14 protein-coding genes and 1 pseudogene are annotated in these 16,367 nt (G+C 60.5%); 3 read left to right on the forward strand and 12 right to left on the reverse strand.

All coding sequences use genetic code 11. From position 1 onward, the window contains the following. The 3 genes from dgt to KYK33_RS04470 all read left to right on the forward strand — a co-directional run bounded on the left by dgt (position 1) and on the right by KYK33_RS04470 (position 4,171). On the forward strand, positions 1–1,374 hold the full coding sequence (gene dgt, locus KYK33_RS04460) for a dGTPase (protein ID WP_224432147.1): 1,374 nt from the start codon (positions 1–3) through the stop codon (positions 1,372–1,374). A gap of 318 nt (positions 1,375–1,692) precedes the next feature. Next, positions 1,693–1,896, forward strand: a complete 204-nt coding sequence (locus tag KYK33_RS04465; protein WP_005892507.1) for a DUF1127 domain-containing protein — start codon at positions 1,693–1,695, stop codon at positions 1,894–1,896. Positions 1,897–2,197: 301 nt separating this feature from the next. After that, positions 2,198–4,171 (forward strand): HAMP domain-containing methyl-accepting chemotaxis protein, encoded by a 1,974-nt coding sequence (locus KYK33_RS04470; protein WP_224432148.1) that lies wholly within the window; start codon positions 2,198–2,200, stop codon positions 4,169–4,171. Positions 4,172–4,464: 293 nt separating this feature from the next. Here KYK33_RS04470 and KYK33_RS04480 read toward each other — a convergent pair. The 12 genes and pseudogenes from KYK33_RS04480 to KYK33_RS04540 all read right to left on the reverse strand — a co-directional run. Beyond that, positions 4,465–4,567 (reverse strand): annotated as a pseudogene (locus tag KYK33_RS04480) (transcription/translation regulatory transformer protein RfaH); the annotation flags it as partial. 209 nt (positions 4,568–4,776) lie between these two features. Beyond that, positions 4,777–5,277, reverse strand: a complete 501-nt coding sequence (rfaH, locus tag KYK33_RS04490) for a transcription/translation regulatory transformer protein RfaH (RefSeq protein WP_042039791.1) — start codon at positions 5,275–5,277, stop codon at positions 4,777–4,779. A gap of 100 nt (positions 5,278–5,377) precedes the next feature. Then, positions 5,378–6,178: a methionine ABC transporter substrate-binding lipoprotein MetQ gene (gene metQ / locus KYK33_RS04495; RefSeq protein ID WP_224432149.1), complete on the reverse strand. Its 801-nt coding sequence runs from the start codon at positions 6,176–6,178 to the stop codon at positions 5,378–5,380. A gap of 27 nt (positions 6,179–6,205) precedes the next feature. After that, positions 6,206–6,859: a methionine ABC transporter permease gene (locus KYK33_RS04500; protein ID WP_042039789.1), complete on the reverse strand. Its 654-nt coding sequence runs from the start codon at positions 6,857–6,859 to the stop codon at positions 6,206–6,208. Between the two features lie 77 nt (positions 6,860–6,936). Continuing rightward, positions 6,937–7,980 carry a methionine ABC transporter ATP-binding protein MetN gene (metN, locus tag KYK33_RS04505; protein WP_224432150.1) on the reverse strand — a complete coding sequence of 348 codons (1,044 nt, stop codon included), beginning with the start codon at positions 7,978–7,980 and terminating at the stop codon, positions 6,937–6,939. A 251-nt stretch (positions 7,981–8,231) separates the two neighbouring features. Continuing rightward, positions 8,232–9,476 (reverse strand): tetratricopeptide repeat protein, encoded by a 1,245-nt coding sequence (locus KYK33_RS04510; protein WP_224432151.1) that lies wholly within the window; start codon positions 9,474–9,476, stop codon positions 8,232–8,234. Positions 9,477–9,487: 11 nt separating this feature from the next. After that, positions 9,488–10,123, reverse strand: coding sequence for an energy transducer TonB (locus tag KYK33_RS04515; protein ID WP_042039786.1), 636 nt, complete (start codon positions 10,121–10,123; stop codon positions 9,488–9,490). Between the two features lie 15 nt (positions 10,124–10,138). Beyond that, the gene (locus KYK33_RS04520) at positions 10,139–10,546 is read right to left on the reverse strand and encodes an ExbD/TolR family protein (protein WP_005892521.1); all 408 of its coding nucleotides are present in this window, start codon (positions 10,544–10,546) and stop codon (positions 10,139–10,141) included. Between the two features lie 64 nt (positions 10,547–10,610). After that, complete coding sequence (locus KYK33_RS04525) at positions 10,611–11,138, reverse strand: MotA/TolQ/ExbB proton channel family protein (protein ID WP_042039784.1); 528 nt, start codon at positions 11,136–11,138, stop codon at positions 10,611–10,613. Between the two features lie 10 nt (positions 11,139–11,148). Next, on the reverse strand, positions 11,149–12,522 hold the full coding sequence (locus tag KYK33_RS04530) for a MotA/TolQ/ExbB proton channel family protein (protein WP_224432152.1): 1,374 nt from the start codon (positions 12,520–12,522) through the stop codon (positions 11,149–11,151). Further along, the gene (locus tag KYK33_RS04535) at positions 12,519–13,283 is read right to left on the reverse strand and encodes a DUF3450 domain-containing protein (RefSeq protein ID WP_042039781.1); all 765 of its coding nucleotides are present in this window, start codon (positions 13,281–13,283) and stop codon (positions 12,519–12,521) included. Before KYK33_RS04535 ends, KYK33_RS04530 begins: the two co-directional genes overlap by 4 nt. Before the next feature lie 104 nt (positions 13,284–13,387). After that, positions 13,388–16,000 carry a TonB-dependent receptor plug domain-containing protein gene (locus KYK33_RS04540; protein ID WP_042039779.1) on the reverse strand — a complete coding sequence of 871 codons (2,613 nt, stop codon included), beginning with the start codon at positions 15,998–16,000 and terminating at the stop codon, positions 13,388–13,390. Between the last annotated feature and the right edge of the window lie 367 nt (positions 16,001–16,367).

The raw sequence follows: 16,367 nt of genomic DNA on the forward strand, positions 1-16,367 counted from the left end.
ATGTACCAGACCCTGATCCCGGCCCTGCGCATCCATCCCCGGATCCTGCCTGAGGGGGAGGAGAGCCTGCTGGCGGCGACCGAGTTTGACCGGGCCCGCATCGTCCAGGCGGCGCCGGTGCGCCGCCTGCAGCAAAAGACTCAAGTGTTCCCTCTTGATGTCAAGGCCTCGGTGCGTAGCCGGCTGACTCACTCCCTGGAGGTGCAGGAGACCGGCCGCCAGATCAGTCGCCAAATTTTAGGGGCACTGCCCCTGGATGCCGTCTGCCCCTGGTCGTTTATCAATCTGGTGGAGATGGCCTGCCTGCTCCATGACGTGGGCAACCCGCCATTCGGCCATTTTGGTGAGCAGGTGATGGGGCAGTGGCTCGGCGAACAACTCGACCCTCTGTTTGCGACGGCCGTGGGGCAGGGGAGCGAGCAGTGGCCGCTATTGCGCGCCGATCTGCTCGGCTTTGATGGCAATGCCCAGAGCCTGCGCCTGGTGCACAGCCTGCATGAGCTCAACCTGACCTTGGGGCAACTGGCTGCCTTGTGCAAATACCCGGAGCAGCTCAGCCACGCCGGCGGCCAGGCCCAGCATCATGGCTGGGCGACCAAGCGCGGCATCTTCTTCAGTGAACAACCCCTCTATGCACAGTTGAGCCTGAGCCTGGGGCTGGCCCCTGGCTGTCGTCACCCCTTGGTCTACATCATGGAGGCGGCGGATGACATCTCCTACTGCATCGCGGATCTCGAAGATGCGGTGGACAGGCGCATCCTCAGCCAGAGCGAGCTGAGGCGCGCCTTGGCGCGGGCCGACGAGGGGGAGTATATGCAGGCCTTGTTGCAAGAATCCCGACAGGCGCCCGAGGGGTTCTTCCCTCATTTCCGGCAGCGGCTGACCGATGATCTGGTGGCCCTGGCGGCGCAGACCTATCTGGCCGAGCATGAGGCTATCCTCTGCGGCAGTTACCCCCATGCGCTGCTCAGTGGCCAGGCCCCGGCGGCCCGGGTGCTCGAGACCCTGAAGCAAGTGGCCCGTGAACAGGTGTTCATGCGCCCGGAAGTGGAGGCGCTGGAGCTCGAAGGCTACGCCGCCCTGCGTGGCGTGCTGTCGACCTACTCCTGCCTGCTGGCCTTGCCAGAGCCCCAGTTTGCCCGCTTGCTGGCAGGAGCGGGGGGGGCCGAGCTCTTCTTCGCCCGTCGCCTGTTCCACCGCTTGTCGGCGCGCCACCTCAAGGCATACCGCCTGGCGGTGGCAAGCTTGGATGCGCGTTTCCAGAGTCGCGCCGAGCAGGAGTGGTATTACCGGATGCGGCTGCTGCTCGATTACGTCAGCGGCATGACGGATACCTATGTGCTGGAGGAGTACCGGCTGCTCTCCGGCATCTGAGGCGGTCATCCCCGCAGTGACAGGTTGAAGTGGTCTCCCTCCCCAGATGGGGGTGAGGGCCAGGGGGACGCTTGAATTGAATCCGCTGCTTTTTTACACTCTCGACACTTGTTCCACTTTTCACGTTAAGGAGACGAATATGCAACATTCAATGTTCAACGTTGCGACTCGACACGGCACTGACCGTGTGTCCGTTCGTACTCTTTTGCCGCGTGGAGTGAGCAGGTAACACTGTCACTATTTATCACCCGCGGTTCTTCCGCCGGGTGAATTTCCCCGCTCTTCGGGAGAACTGCAACGTTCAAACGGAGAGATCATATGTCTATCGAACTGACCCTGCTGCGTGGCGCCGCGCGCCTCATCGAGTTTCGTATCACCCGTATCGAGCAGCGCCGTACCCTGCTTAACCTCTCGCCCGCCCTGCTCAAAGACATTGGGCTGGAAGGAGAGGCCGTGCAGGTTTCCCACCTGCGTGAGCGGGAATACCAAACAGATTACCGGCTTGGGAATCGAATAACCTGATGGATGGGGGCCTTGCCCCCATCCCGGCTAACAGCGGGCCCCCGGGGCCCGCTTCGCCGAAAATCATTCTCTCTTCCCCGGTATTTTCCCTCATGAACCCCCACCATCGGTCCGATAAGTCCTGAAGGGCCATCCGGTAGTGAGGCCAGTGGCTGCCCCTGCCAGTTGTGACTGTGATAGTCTCGAACCTGGTTGGCAAGGATCCGCCCCGCCATCAGCAGAGCTCGCTACAGGTAGCATCAGCTGGTCGCCAGACTCATCGACGCAGCGCTCAAGCGCTCTCCCCGGAACAAGGATGTTCATGAAAATTGCCGCAAAATTGTTACTCGCCTTCGGCTTCGTCAATCTGCTGATCCTGCTGTCAGCGGTACTCATTCATCATCAACAAAACAAGATCAGTGCCTCGGAACAGGCACTGATGCACCAGGCCCTGCCCGCCTTGCAGCGAGATGAGGCGAGTCAGAAGGCGCTGGTGGCCACCGTCTCAGCCCTGCGTGGTTATCTCATCCTCGGAGAGGATCCCGCCCAGGCACAGCGGCTCAAGCAGGAGTGGCAGGATGCCTGGCTGCGCATCGAGGGACAGACCATGGCCCCGGCGCTGGGCGAGCGCTTGGCCGCCTTCAAGCTGAGTCAGCAGCAGCTGTGGGATCTGGCCCACACCGATGACAACCTGCCTGCCCATACCCTGATGCTGCAAGAAGCCGGTCCCCTGGCGGAGGCTGCTTTGGACCAGCTGCAATCCTTCACCAACGAGGAGGTGGCGAGCGAGGAGAGCCTGCTGCCCGGAGACAGACGCCGCCTGCTCAAACAGGTGGGGGATGCCTATAACGGTCTATCCAACGCACTCTCGGCGCTGCGTGATTACCTCATCTCGGGGGAGGCTGACTACCGTCAGAAGTATCAGGATTACTACCAGTTCCACCGCCAGCGGGTCGCGGAGATCGGGGGGCAGGCTGCCGACTTCACCGAGGCGCAGAAGAGGCTTTGGGGGCTGTTCGAGGAGATGTCGACCCCCTTCAGTGACCTGGTCGGGCAGGTGATCGCCAAACGTCAGGCACCGGACTGGAACAGAGCCAACTATCTGATGGCCAAAGAGATTGAGCCTGTGCTGCACGAGCTGGCCGGCCAGCTTGCGGATCAGGTCAGTCAGACCCATGCCGAGGTGGCGCGAATGGGGGCGCTGATGGATGGTGCCAGTAGCCGTATTCGCACCATGTTGATCGCCTCTACCCTGGCCGTCTTGCTGCTCAGCACCCTGGTGGCCTTCTGGCTCAGTCGCCATCTGACGGGGGACATCCGTCTGCTCGAGCGCCGTGCCAGTCTGGTGGCATCCGGCTGCCTGCCCACCGAACCACTGCCGGTGCGCCGCCGTGATGAGCTGGGGGGACTGACCGGTTCTCTGAACCAGATGTCGGCCCAGTTGCGCCAGCTGGTGGCCGATATCCAGGGCGCGGTCAACCAGGTGGAGGGGGCCTGCGGTGAAGTGAGTCACACGACTCGCACCATAGTGGCGGATCTCGCCAGCCAGCATCAGCGGGTGGGCAATGTCGCCGCAGCCATTGACCAGATCTCGGTCACCAGCGAAGGGGTGGCGGGCAGCATTGCCCAGGCCGCCCGCGCCGCGGCGGATGCCGAAGTGCAGAGCCGGGCCGGGGATCAGGCTCTCGGCCAGATGGTGGATACCATGGGCGCCATCGCCGCCATGATAGCCGAGGCCAATGACGCCATGATGCGGCTTAGCGCCCAGAGCGAGCAGGTGGGCAGAGTCACCGAGGTGATCGCCACCATCGCCGAGCAGACCAATTTATTGGCTCTCAATGCCGCCATCGAGGCGGCGCGGGCCGGTGAGCAGGGGCGAGGCTTCGCCGTGGTGGCCGACGAGGTGCGCCAGTTGGCCAGTCGCACCAGCCAATCCACCGCCGAAATCAGCCAGACCATCGCCAGTATCCAGCAGCAGACCCGTCAGACCGTGGCCACGGTGCGCGGTGGCACCCTGTTGGTGGAGGAGGGGAGCCGCGCGGTCGGCAGCGTCAGTCAGACCCTGCAGGGGGCCATCGGCCAGGTACAGGCGCTCTGCCTTCAGCTTGCCACCATCGCCACGGCCACTGAGCAGCAATCGCGCACCGCCCGGGAAGTGGCGGGCATCGTGGAGGAGATAGCCGGGCTCAGCGCCCAGTCAAGCCATCATAGCCAGCAAGGGGAGGCCATCGTTGCCCGCCTCGCTCAAGACACGGGGCGGCTCAGTCTGGCGATCAGCCGCTTCGAATTACAATGACTTGATCCACAACGAGAAGGCCCCGCAACCTGTCAGGTTGCGGGGCCTTGTTATATTGGCGGATCCTGTGCCCGCTGGGGCGCTATCAGTCCAGACGGCGAAAGGCCTGATTGTCGACGCTGCTGCTGATTTCCTGGTTGAGCAGGCTGACCAGCAGAGAGGGTGCGCTTCTCACCATCGGGATTCATGTCAGTCCAGACGGCGAAAGGCCTGGTTGTCGACGCTGCTGCTGGTTTCCTGGTTGAGCAGGCTGACCAGCAGAGAGGGTGCGCTTCTCGTCATCGGGATTTATGTCAGTCCAGGCGGCGAAAGGCCTGATTGTCGAAGCTGCTGCTGGTTTCCTGGTTGAGCAGGCTGACCAGCAGAGAGGGTGCGCTTCTCGCCATCGGGATTTATGTCAGTCCAGACGGCGAAAGGCCTGGTTGTCGAAGCTGCTGCTGGTTTCCTGGTTGAGCAGGCTGACCAGCAGAGAGGGTGCGCTTCTCGTCATCGGGATTTATGTCAGTCCAGACGGCGAAAGGCCTGGTTGTCGACGCTGCTGCTGGTTTCCTGGTTGAGCAGGCCGACCAGCAGAGAGGGTGCGCTTCTCGTCATCGGGATTTATGTCAGTCCAGACGGCGAAAGGCCTGGTTGTCGAAGCTGCTGCTGGTTTCCTGATTGAGCAGGCTGACCAATAAGATGGCCCGCTTCTCGCCGTCCGGTTCCAGATAGATGGCCTCGAATCCTGCCAGGGGACCTGACTCGATGAGCACCTTGTCGCCCTGATTCGGCAGGCAGGCATAGCTGGCTCTCGCCTCATCGCTGTCATCTTTGCTCATCAGCTGGTAGACCAATTGGCTGGAAATGGGGGTCCACTCCCGACCGAAGTGGATGATGCGACTGATGCCCCGGGTCGATTTGAGGGTCACCGGAGTGACCTCCTCGAGGTCCACATAGATGAACAGGTAGTTCGGGAACATGGGCTCGCGCACCGGCACGCGTTTGCCACGGCGCAGCTTTTCGACTTCCACCATGGGGTAATAGGATTCAATGCCCTGAGCTGCCAAATGGACTCGTGCGCGCGCCTCTTCCTTGGGCTTGCAGTAGGCCAGATACCATAGTTTCATGCTTGTTATTTCTTATCGTGATCGTGCCCGAGGCTATGATAGCGGCAGCGATAAAAAAGGCCACGTTGACGTGGCCTTTTTTGCTGGTGTGGCGGGTGGCTTACCAGCCCTTGACCAGTCCGCCGTTGAACAGCGCCATGCCTTTCTGGTAAACCTCATCGGTCTGGAACGCTTGCACGAACTGTTTGACCTTCTCGTCATCCTTGTTGTCTTCACGGGCGACGATCAGGTTGACGTAGGGGGACTCTTTATCTTCAACAAAGAGACCATTCTGGGTCGGGGTCAGCCCAATCTGACCGGCGAAGGTGTTGTTGATGATGGAGAGAGAGACATCTTCCAGGGAGCGCGGCAGCTGGGCGGCTTCCAGTTCGACAATCTTGAAGTTGCGTGGATTGGCCGTGATGTCCAGCACAGTCGCTTCCAGACCGGCGCCCTCTTTCAGAGTCAGCAGACCCTGTTTCTCCAGCAGGGTCAGGGAGCGGCCCAGGTTGGTCGGATCGTTCGGGACGGCAATCTGGTCGCCATCTTTCAGTTCGCTCAGGGCTTTGATCTTCTTGGAGTAACCGGCAATCGGGTAGACGAAGGTGTTGCCGACCGGCACCAGCTTGAAGCCGCGATCACGGATCTGGGCATCCAGGTAAGGCTTGTGCTGGAAGGCGTTGATGTCGATGCTGCCATCGTTCAGGGCCACGTTGGGGGTGACATAGTCGGAGAAGGTCACCACTTCGACGTTCAGACCATATTTTTCCTTGGCAATCTTGGCGGCAGTCTCGATAAGTTCGGTCTCGGGACCGGCGATGGCGCCCACTTTCAGGGTCTGGCTCTCTTCTTTCTGGCCGCAAGCGGTCAGTACCAGGCCAGCCAGCAGGGCCGCCGCGATGGATTTAATGCCTAATTTCATAAAAACCTCCTGTTTAGAAATCGATGCTCAGCGATGATCGCATTGCTTGACCAGACGCTCACCTGCGCTCTGGATGAGTTGAACCAGTACCACCAGAATGGCCACGGTGACCAGCATGACGGTTGGGTCGAAACGCTGATAGCCGTAACGGATCCCCACATCACCCAGACCGCCCCCCCCGATGGCACCGGCCATGGCGGAGTAGTTCACGAGTGTGACGAGGGTGATGATGACGCTGTTGAGGATGCCGGGCAGGGCCTCGGGCAGCAACACCTTGGTGATGATTTGCAGCGGCTTGGCGCCCATGGCCTTGGCGGCCTCGAGCAGGCCATCCGGCACTTCCATCAGGGCCCCTTCCACCAGGCGGGCGATGAAGGGCACGGCGCCTATGGTCAGCGGCACTATGGCCGCTATGGTGCCGATACTGGTGCCGACGATGAGTCGGGTCAGCGGTATGATGGCGACCAGCAGTATGATGAAGGGCACGGAGCGACCTATGTTGACCACGATGCCAAGCAGGCGGTTCAACAGCGGGTTGGCCAGGATCTGACCCGGTTTGGTCACATAGAGAGCGACGCCCAGGGGCAGGCCGAGCAGGCAACCGAACAGGGCCGAGGCTGACACCATGACAAGGGTGTCGCCCAGCGCCGTGATGAGCAGATTAATCATGGCGTCGGACATAACCCATTACCTCCAGCTGAATGCGAATGTTGATCAAGGCGTACGTCTGATTGGCCCCAGGAGCCGTGAACAGCGGGCTAGTCATGGCGTCGGACATAACCCATTACCTCCAGCTGTATATGGTTGTCGATGAAAAACTGTTGGGTGGCCGCGCACTGGGCCTCGTCCCCAAATACCTCGGCCAGCAGGAAGCCGAACTTGACGCCCCCGGCGTATTCGATGTCCGCCGCCAGGATGCTGATGTCGACATTGAAACGGCGACTCACCTCGGAGATGAGCGGGCTGTCGACGCTGGCACCGGTGAAACCGAGCTTGAACAGCGGATAGCTGTCGGCAACCCGGGTCGGGGTCATGCGGTCCTGGTACTCCTGAGGCACATCTAGGTGGATGGTGGAGTGGATAAAATCGCGGGCCAGCTGGGTCTTGGCGTTGCTGAAGAACCAGGCGACCTCGCCCTGCTCAATCAGACTGCCGTCACTGATGATGGCGACCTCGTCGCAGATGCCTTTCACCACATCCATCTCATGGGTGATGAGCAATATGGTCAGTCCCAGCTTGACGTTGATCTCTTTGAGCAGGGTCAGGATGGAGCGGGTGGTCTGGGGATCCAGGGCCGAGGTGGCCTCATCGCACAGCAATACCTTGGGGGCAGGTGCCAGGGCACGGGCGATGGCGACTCGCTGTTTCTGACCGCCGGAGAGCTCGGACGGATAGGCATGGGCGCGCGCCTCCAGGCCAACCAGGGCCAGCAGCTCATCGACCCGGCCCTTGATGCGGGCCTTGTCCCAACCGGCCAGTTCCAGGGGGAAGGAGACATTGGCAAAGACGGTGCGCGAAGAGAGCAGGTTGAAGTGCTGGAAAATCATGCCGATCTGACGGCGTGCCAGGGTCAGCTCGGCTTCGCCGAGGGCGGTCAAGTCCTGATCATCGACCACGACCTGGCCACTGGTGGGGCGCTCGAGCAGGTTGACGCAGCGAATGAGGGTGCTCTTGCCGGCGCCAGAGGCACCTATCACACCGAAAATCTTGCCCTGGGGTACATGCAGGCTCACGTCACGCAGGGCGTGTACGGCATCACTGCCTTTCCCGTAGACTTTGTTGAGGGCATTCAACTTGATCATGGATTCTTCCGTGCCAAAGCCTTAAAGCACAGGGCGCTACAGGCGGGTAAATTGGGCAGAGGTTACACTGGGTTTGCTCTGTCATCATGGTGGATGATGCTAAGATGTCTGGATGGCTATGTCAATGCGTGTTTCTACGTCTAGACGTCTAAAATATGGATATCCATAGTCGGATATTCCCTATAAAAAAACCGCTCCGAAGAGCGGTTCAGGTCACCTGGAACAGGTGAGAGAGGCAATTCCCTCGGGGGCTATTGGGTCTGGCTGCTGTTTGCCTCCTGGCTCTGCTCCTTGAGGAAGCTTATCCAGGGGGTGGCACGGCCGCTGACCTGGCCATTCTGGGCGGCCTGGGTAAAGGCGGTAAGCGCCTGCTGGGGTTTGTCCTGTTCGAAGTAGGCGACCCCGGTCAGGAACTTGAGGTCGGCCCGCTGCTCACCGCTGGCATTGCCCGCCGGCTTGCCCGCCAGGGCGACCAGATCCTGATAGCGCTTGCTCTGGATCATCATGCGCGCCATCTTGAGCTGCAGCTCGGCGTTGGGCGCCTGGCGGTAGGCCGTCATCATGGTATCGATGGCCGGGTTGAGCTCCTTGGCCTGATGCCAGTAGTTGGCCAGGGTCTTGAGGTTCGCCACGCTGCGCTCGACCTGACCCGCCTTCATGGCCTGCTCCAGTACGCGGGCGCCGCGATGGGGAATGCCGGCGAAGGCGAGGTAGTTGGCCAGGCGCAGCAACTCGGCCTGCTCGGTCAACATGCCAAGCCGATAGGCGCTCTCCAGGGCGGACAGCGCCTTGGCATCATTACCCGCCTGCATATACATGGCCGAGAGCTGGGTCCAGTACTTCTTCTTCTCCGGGAACATGCCGACCAGGGTAGTCAATACCTCGGTGGCTGGCTTGTACTGTTTCAGCTCGTAGTGGGCCCCCATCTTGAGCAGATACCAGGATTCCGGCGCCTTGCCCGCCGACAGCTTGATGGCACTGTCCACTGCCGGTATGGCGTCCCGATACTGCTTGAGCTGGACATGGGCATTGGCCAGGGTGATGTAGGCATGGGGGGTTGGCTTGTCATCCTTGCCAAGGTTGGCAAACCACTCCTTCATGGTCGTCACGGACCCCTTGAAATTGCCATCGGCCATATAAAGCTGGGCCAGGTTGTAACGCACCTGCTGGGCCACGGGTTGGGGGAGACCGCCGGTCGCAATGGCATCGGCGAAGTATTTGGTCGCCTTGCTGTATTGATCCTGCTGGGCCGCCACGAAGCCCAGGGTTTGCAGTATCACCCCCTTGTCATAGACCTTCTCGCCAGCCCCTGACAGGGCTTCCTGCAGCTTGGCATTGGCCTCGCCATATTTCTTGGCGGCAATCAGCTCCTGAGCCTTGTTGACCGCGCGGTAGGCGCGGTCAGAGAGGGAGGGTTGTTCGGCGGCCCAGCTGGCTGTGCTCATCAACACGGCCAGGGCGACCGGGGCCAAGATCCCCTTGTGTAATTTGTTCATCGCCACCTTCCTTAGTTGACCGCGAATTCGATCTCTTGCTGCATGCGACTCGCCTGCGGCTTGCCATCGACCATGGCCGGTTTGAATGTCCACTTGGCCACGGTTTTACGGGCCTCTTTGCCGAGGTCGTAGCTGCGGGGCTGCTCCTTGACGACCCGGACATTGCTGACGGTGCCCCGTTCGGTAACGGTAAACTCCAGCAGCACCTTGCCCGATGCCAGGCCCGCCAAGGCGGCCTTGCGTGGCATCATGGGTTCGAAGGTTGCCAGTGGTATGGCACCGTTATTGCCGCCCAGACCACCCCCACCGCCACCGGTGCTGTAGGCGCCGAGGGCATTGCCCCCGGCGATGTTGACCGGCAAGTCCAGCTTGGGCATGTCCATGGCCATGGTCTGCATCTGCGGCTTGTCCGGGCTCGACACTTCCATCTCGGGAGGAGGTGGCGGGCGCTTGGGCGGCGGCGGTTTGGGCAGTTCTCTCTGTTTCTCTTGCAGCGTCTCCTGGGGCTTGAGGCGGACAAAATCGACCATGCTGACGTCGTCTTGTTCCAACAGCTCCCGGCGATCCTGGTTAACCAGCTTGTCCATTCCCCAGAACAGGCCGAATACCACCAGAAAAGCGGCTGCGAAGGATATCAGGTATCTCATTGGTGACCCCTGGCATCAGCCTTCTTTGTTGGCCGCGATGGAGATGTTCTGCACCCCGGCCATGCGGATCTGATCCATGACTTCCACCACGATACCGGACTTGGATTCGGTATCGGCCTGGATCACCACGGCGCCCTCCGGGTTCTCGGCACGCAGCCGCTCGATGTTGGCACGCACCGCGCCCACCTCGACCTGACGCTTGTCGACCCAGACCTGACCGTTCTCACGCACGGCCACCATGATGTTGCCCTTCTTGACCGTTTCGGCGGTATTGGCGCTGGGGCGATTGATCTCGACCCCGGCCTCCTTGACGAACGAGGTGGTGACGATGAAGAAGATCAGCATGATGAACACTATGTCCAGCATGGGGGTCATATCGATCGCCGCCTCGTCTGCGCTGCTTGCGCTGTGACGCTTTCTCATAGCAAAAACTCCTTGCTTGTCGCGGGTGGCGAAGCCTGGCTTCGCCACCGGATCATTCCCTGATTCAACCGTGCTTCAGGCTGTCTTCCAGTTTGTCGACCGCGAGCCTGCCTTTGTGCTCGAGGCGGCTGGCGAAGAACAGACCCGAGAGGGAGGCCACCATGCCCGCCATGGTCGGAATAGTGGCCTTGGAGATGCCGGAGGCCATGGCCCGCGGCGATCCCGTGCCCGTGATGGCGAGGGTGTCAAACACCTGCACCATGCCGACCACGGTACCAAGCAGGCCCATCAGCGGGCAGAGGGCGATCAACACCTTGATGACCGGCATCCCCTTGTCCACCGCCAGGGCAACCCGGGAGACCAGTTCACGGCGGATCTGCTTGGCAGACCAGGATCCATGGTCACTGCGGGCCAGCCAGGTCTGTTGGGTTCCCCTGGCTTGCTGCGGGTAGACGGTCAGAAAATAGATCCAGCGCTCGAGCAACAGGGCCCACATCAACAGGGTGAGGAAGAAGATGGCGACCAGCACATCTCCCCCCATGCCCAGAAAGCGCCGGATGGATTCCACTTCCTCAATCAACCAGAACCACATGGAAGCCTCCTTAGGCTGCTGCTTTGGCGGCGTGCAGACCTTCCTGATAACGGGCCACGAAACCCGCGCTCTGCTCTTCCAGGATCTGGATCAGGCGACGGCTCTGGGTCTGCACCACGGTGTAGAGGAACAGCATGGGCACCGCGACCACCAGACCTTGCATGGTGGTAACCAGGGCCTCGGAGATGCCGCCGGCCATCAGCTTGGGATCGCCGGTACCGAACAGGGTGATGGCCTGGAAGGTGGCAATCATGCCGACCACTGTCCCCAACAGACCCAGCAGGGGGGCGACCGAGGCGATCAGCTTGATGATGCTCACGCCCTTCTCCAGGGTAGGCACATGGCGCAGTATCACCTCGTCGAGCTTGGACTCCAGATCTTCGATGTTGTCGCCCTTGTGGCCCTGATAGGCGGTCAGCATCTCACCCAGCGGGTTGCCCTTGATGATGGAGTCTGACTTCATCTGCTTGCGCATGGCGCCGCCGATGAGGGAGAGACGGGCACCGCAGAACAGGGCGATCAGCAGGCCAACGGCGCCCAGCGCCAGGATGACGTAACCGACCACGCCGCCCTGATCGATGCGCTCGGCCAGGGTTGGGGACTGCACCAGCAGGGAGAGGATGACGCCGCGCGACGGATCCACATAGATGGGTTCAAGCCCGGCGCCGCCCTGCTCGAAGTCGGCGATGAGGGAGGTCATCTTGCTGTCCGGTTGACGGGAGAGCTCTTCAAACTTGCCGGTTTCGGGGACGAAGTTCAGGTACTTGCCATCGGCGACCGTATTGAACTCGCCAATCTGGGTGACGGTTTTATCAGCCTGGCTCCCTTCGCCGTAGACGACGGTGGCCGGGATCTGGCTCACCTTGCCCGCGTCGACCATGCGACTGAGGATGGTGGTCCAGAAGGCTTCAAGTTCCTGGCTGGAGGGCAGCTCCTTGCTATCGGCAAGCTTGGTCAGCAGCGGCGCCTGATCGGGATGTTCGACCCGCAGCGGCGAGGCGTTGAAGATGCCCTTGAACTCGCCAGCGAACTGACGCACCACACCGAACATCTCCCCCATGTTGCCGGCGCGCTGGCGCAGGGTCTCGGTCAGCTCGGTCAGCTGCTTGTCGTTGGCGTCAAAACTGGCCTTGAGCCGATCGCCCTTGGCGGTCTCGGCGGCGAGATCCGCCTTGGCCTTGGCCAGCAAATTGGCCTGTTCGTTCTTGTCGGCCAGGAAGCGGGCCTCCCGCTCCTTGTTGAGCTGAGATTCGGTCAGGCTGTCGGCCTTGATCTGGCTCAGCAGGGCATTGAGATCCACCGGCTTCTCGGCGGCGGTGACTGGCAGAGTAAACAGGGCGGCACCCGCTATCAGCGAGGCTATGGTAAGTCTGAGTCCTTTCATGATGCTTTCTCCGCAGTGTGAACCGGCAACTTGATCAGGGCAGGAGGAGCCTGCTTCTTGGCGATGCGAAGGCCTTGTTCAACTGCACTGCGATACTCCTGGGGCAGGGCTTCCCACTGGCGGGTCTGTTTGTTCCATACCCCAGTCTCCATCCCGTCCGGGGATTGGTAGAGCAGGGCGATGCGGCCGACGCGCAGGAACTCATAGGTCTTCTGGGCGCCATCTTTTTCCAGACTGGCCTTGTAGGCCTCTATGGTGCGACTGAAGCCCTCTTCGATCTGGTAAGCCTCGAGGATCTTGCGGTATTTTTCCGAGATGGTGACATCGGCCCTGTCCATCAGGTGGGTCAGGGCGGCCACCCTGTCTTCCCGCTCCACTTTCTGGAATGGCAAGTCCAGGCTGACGAACTGATCGAGGGCGTCGATCATCTTGAGCATCAACGGCACCACTTCGGTGCTGGTCTGATCGATCTGGGCTATCTGGCGCTGCATCGAGGCCAGCTCGCTGCTCTGGGAGTCGACCATCTTGCCGACTTGCTCGTTATAGACGTGCAGGCTGTCGAGTTGACGCAGACTCGCCTTGTACTGGGCCAGGGCGGATTCTGCGGTTTCGGCGTAGCTATCAATCTTTTGCTGAGACACTTTCGAGGCATTGTCGGTGGCGGCCTGGGTGTCCACGGCTTGGCCTGCGGTGGCGGCACTCAGGTTGAAGCTGGTCAACAGAGCGGCCGAGATCAGGCTGCCCAGAAGCGCTTTCTTCATTGTAATCGTCCTTGTTTTCATAGGATTACCCTATCTCCGTTACTTCTTTGGACCTTGGGTAAAGCCGGCCCGGGGGCCGGCTTACTGTTATGTCAGCACAGGGATCAGAACTTCTGGGTGTAGTCGAGGTAGTAGATGCGACCGTCGATGCTGTAGATGTCTTCGTCATAGGTGAAGCCATCGCTCTCGAGAGATGGAATACGGTTGAACATGTTCTTCACACCGGCCTGCAGCTTGCCATCCCAGGGAGTATCAACCCCGACGTTCAGGTTCCAGGTGGTGTTGGAGGCGATGTGGCCCGTCTCTTCACCGCTGTCGGCGAGATAGTCCTGGCTCTGGGAGTCGATGTAGTTCGCGCTCAGATAGGTATCCATGTTCCACCACTGGGGCACGTTCACGCCGACCCCTGAGTTGAAGCGCAGTTGCGGCTTGCCGTTCTGGCCAATCTTGTCAATCTCTGGGCCACCGGCGTAGAGACCTTCCTTGTACTCCAGGATGTAGGTGCTGCCGAAGTCATAGCGGATGGTGGCGAAGTTCAGGTCGTAGCGATAATCCGCCTTGAAGTCCAGGCCGCTGGTGTTCAGATCCCCCAGGTTGACCATGGGAGAGGTGACATTGCGGATCTTGCCGTCGCTGCGGCGCTCGACCAGGCTGGAGCCGCCGTTGTTCAGCTCGTCATAGATGATGGACTGGGTGGAGTTGAGCTGGATGACATCCTCAATCTTGATGATGTAGTAATCCAGGGAGAAGTTCAGGTCGTCGATTGGGCTGTAGCTGGCACCGAAGTTCAAGGTGTTGGCCGTCTCTTCCTGCAGCTCCTCGTTAGAGGTTCGGGTGGTATTGTACTGCTGGTTCGGGCAGTCGGCCGCCGAGATGCCGTTGTTCTGGCAGTAGACGTAATCCTTGGCCCAGTCCGCTGAATAAGAGTCCGCAGCATAGAGATCCTGCAGGCTGGGGGCGCGGAAGGATTGCGACCAGGAGGTGCGGAACATCAGGTTGTCCAGGGGCTGATAGCGCAGGCTGGCCTTGGGGGAGAAGGCGCTGCCAAAGTCGCTGTACTTGTCATAGCGACCGGCGACGCTCAGCTCGACCTCTTCCAGTATCGGGATCAGGGTCTCCACATAGACGGCGGTGACGTTGCGATCGCCCCCCGAGGAGTTGCCGGACGACCCTATGATGTTGCCCGCTTCCGATTGGGAATCATATTTGTCGGCATAGACCCAGTCGTTGTACTCGGCGCCCGCATACCAGCTGACCGGGCCGGCTGGCAGTTCGCCCATGTCCCACTGCACACCGGCATACCACTGGTAGAAGTCCATGGTGGCGCGGCGGCTGGTATCGGCAGCCATGGAGGCCGTGGTGTCAGCATCAAACTCGCCATTGACGAACTTGCCATCGGCAACCGCCTGCTGGGCGGCGGGGGCCAGCACGTAACCGGTACCGTTCTCCTTGTTGTCGGTCTTGGAGTACATGTAACCGGCGTTCCAGATCAGATCGCCGACCGCTTCGGTGGGCAGGGTGCCCTCGAACGCCAGGTTGAGGCTGCCGGTGGTATCTGTGACCAGGTTGTCGCGGGTGCCGACGTTGTTGAAGCGATAGTAGACGTAGGCGGCTTCCCCCAGGCTCTCGGTGGCGGCGGCATCCAGGCCATTTTGCTGGTAGAAGGCGGCATTTTTCGGGTTGGCCGCATCCACGGTGAAGGAGCCTGCTGCCGGGGCGAAGCGCCCGAAGCTCTCGACCCGGGAGGCGACTATCTGCGGCACGAAGTCGACGCTGTCGTTGATGTGATAACGGCCGTTGAGATAGAGGGTATCCCGGCTGCGCGAAGCCGTCTTGGCGGCGACCTGACCGTAGTCATAGTTACAGCCGCCATCGAAGTTGGTGAAGGGCTCTTTGCAGGTGCCATTGGCATCGGTGGCGCCCGCCAGGGGACCATATTTCCACTGGGCATCGCCATTGCCGTCTACCCCGGTGACGCCCTCGACGTTGCGGCCATAGGCGCTCGGCGCCTCCTTGCCCTGCTTGACGAGATAGTCGCGATCCCGGGAGTAGATGATGTCTTTCTTGTCGTGCTCATAGACGGCCATCAGGGAGCCTTTCTCCCCGGTGATACCGGCCATGACGGAGCCGCTCTTCTCGTCACCGCCGTCTTCAGACGGGCTACCGAGACGACCCTGGAATTGCAGACCCTCGTAGTCTTGCTTGAGGATGACGTTGATCACGCCGCCGATGGCGTCGGAGCCATAGATGGCGGAGCCGCCGTCCAGGTTGACTTCGACCCGCTCAACGGCCGCCATGGGGATGGTGTTGAGGTTGATGGCGGTGCCACCCATGGTGGGGGAGCCCGCGACCCGCTTGCCGTTGAGCAGTACCAGGGTTCGCTCTGACCCCAGGCCACGCAGGCCGACGGTGCCTTGGGACTGGAAGGAGCTGCCCGAAGAGGGAGAGACGCCGCCGAAGGAGTTGTAGGAGGCCTGCTTGAGGTAGTCAGCGACGGTTTGCTGGCCGGATTGTTCTATCTGGGCCTTGCTGACGGAGACGACAGGGGTGGAGCCTTCGACATCGACGCGGGAAATGCGTGAGCCAGTGACCTTGATTTTCTGCAGCTGTTCAACGGATTGGCCCTCTTCTTCGGCATAGACAGAGGGGGCCACTACTGCTGCTGCGCTCGCCAACGCGAACGCGATGGCAGCAGAGATCCTGCTTTTCCTAAGCATCGCTTATATCCTTCCTGGTTGTTTATTGTTTGCTTCCTGAACCGCCCTCGTTGGAGCAGTGCGTAAGGCTTATCAAGTTTTGGCGGCGGGAGTCAATTGATGGGCACTGTATGGGGAGATCGCGTTTTGTGGCGGCACAATATTAAATGCACAACGTTTTCTTAGTTATATATTCTGACGCATGTCAAAATGAAAGGTTAATGTAATGTTAATGCGCTTGTTGGTGAAGTATTTGATTAATGCGGAACTTATTACTAACGATGGGGTCTTGTTGAGTTTCATCTCACTTTTCCAGCCGTTCACGATATTTTTAACTACTGAGTGTCGAGGGTGACCCGATAAATAGATTGGCTGGTCAGATGAGGTG

Source organism: Aeromonas rivuli, from assembly GCF_020149575.1.
In the GTDB taxonomy this organism is placed as follows: domain Bacteria; phylum Pseudomonadota; class Gammaproteobacteria; order Enterobacterales; family Aeromonadaceae; genus Aeromonas; species Aeromonas rivuli.